At 57.1% G+C, this 1,289-nt stretch carries 2 protein-coding genes; both read right to left on the bottom strand.

Going from position 1 to position 1,289, the window contains the following annotated elements; genetic code table 11:
* Positions 1 to 24: 24 nt before the first annotated feature.
* The gene (sul1, locus tag R7Z50_RS24295) at positions 25 to 864 is read right to left on the bottom strand and encodes a sulfonamide-resistant dihydropteroate synthase Sul1 (RefSeq protein ID WP_000259031.1); all 840 of its coding nucleotides are present in this window, start codon (positions 862 to 864) and stop codon (positions 25 to 27) included.
* Positions 858 to 1,205 (bottom strand): quaternary ammonium compound efflux SMR transporter QacE delta 1, encoded by a 348-nt coding sequence (locus R7Z50_RS24300; RefSeq protein WP_000679427.1) that lies wholly within the window; start codon positions 1,203 to 1,205, stop codon positions 858 to 860. Before R7Z50_RS24300 ends, sul1 begins: the two co-directional genes overlap by 7 nt.
* Between the last annotated feature and the right edge of the window lie 84 nt (positions 1,206 to 1,289).

Genomic DNA, 1,289 nt, shown 5'->3' on the forward strand with positions numbered 1-1,289 from the left:
TAGCGGGCGGCCGGAAGGTGAATGCTAGGCATGATCTAACCCTCGGTCTCTGGCGTCGCGACTGCGAAATTTCGCGAGGGTTTCCGAGAAGGTGATTGCGCTTCGCAGATCTCCAGGCGCGTGGGTGCGGACGTAGTCAGCGCCATTGCCGATCGCGTGAAGTTCCGCCGCAAGGCTCGCTGGACCCAGATCCTTTACAGGAAGGCCAACGGTGGCGCCCAAGAAGGATTTCCGCGACACCGAGACCAATAGCGGAAGCCCCAACGCCGACTTCAGCTTTTGAAGGTTCGACAGCACGTGCAGCGATGTTTCCGGTGCGGGGCTCAAGAAAAATCCCATCCCCGGATCGAGGATGAGCCGGTCGGCAGCGACCCCGCTCCGTCGCAAGGCGGAAACCCGCGCCTCGAAGAACCGCACAATCTCGTCGAGCGCGTCTTCGGGTCGAAGGTGACCGGTGCGGGTGGCGATGCCATCCCGCTGCGCTGAGTGCATAACCACCAGCCTGCAGTCCGCCTCAGCAATATCGGGATAGAGCGCAGGGTCAGGAAATCCTTGGATATCGTTCAGGTAGCCCACGCCGCGCTTGAGCGCATAGCGCTGGGTTTCCGGTTGGAAGCTGTCGATTGAAACACGGTGCATCTGATCGGACAGGGCGTCTAAGAGCGGCGCAATACGTCTGATCTCATCGGCCGGCGATACAGGCCTCGCGTCCGGATGGCTGGCGGCCGGTCCGACATCCACGACGTCTGATCCGACTCGCAGCATTTCGATCGCCGCGGTGACAGCGCCGGCGGGGTCTAGCCGCCGGCTCTCATCGAAGAAGGAGTCCTCGGTGAGATTCAGAATGCCGAACACCGTCACCATGGCGTCGGCCTCCGCAGCGACTTCCACGATGGGGATCGGGCGAGCAAAAAGGCAGCAATTATGAGCCCCATACCTACAAAGCCCCACGCATCAAGCTTTTGCCCATGAAGCAACCAGGCAATGGCTGTAATTATGACGACGCCGAGTCCCGACCAGACTGCATAAGCAACACCGACAGGGATGGATTTCAGAACCAGAGAAAGAAAATAAAATGCGATGCCATAACCGATTATGACAACGGCGGAAGGGGCAAGCTTAGTAAAGCCCTCGCTAGATTTTAATGCGGATGTTGCGATTACTTCGCCAACTATTGCGATAACAAGAAAAAGCCAGCCTTTCATGATATATCTCCCAATTTGTGTAGGGCTTATTATGCACGCTTAAAAATAATAAAAGCAGACTTGACCTGATAGTTTGGCTGTGAG

The organism is Vibrio sp. 1249-1, from assembly GCF_033340495.1.

What these genes read in the sequence shown, in the direction of transcription:
- sul1 (WP_000259031.1), bottom strand. Translation starts at nt 864, where the DNA reads ATGGTGACGGTGTTCGGCATTCTGAATCTCACCGAGGACTCCTTCTTC.
- R7Z50_RS24300 (WP_000679427.1), bottom strand. Translation starts at nt 1,205, where the DNA reads ATGAAAGGCTGGCTTTTTCTTGTTATCGCAATAGTTGGCGAAGTAATC.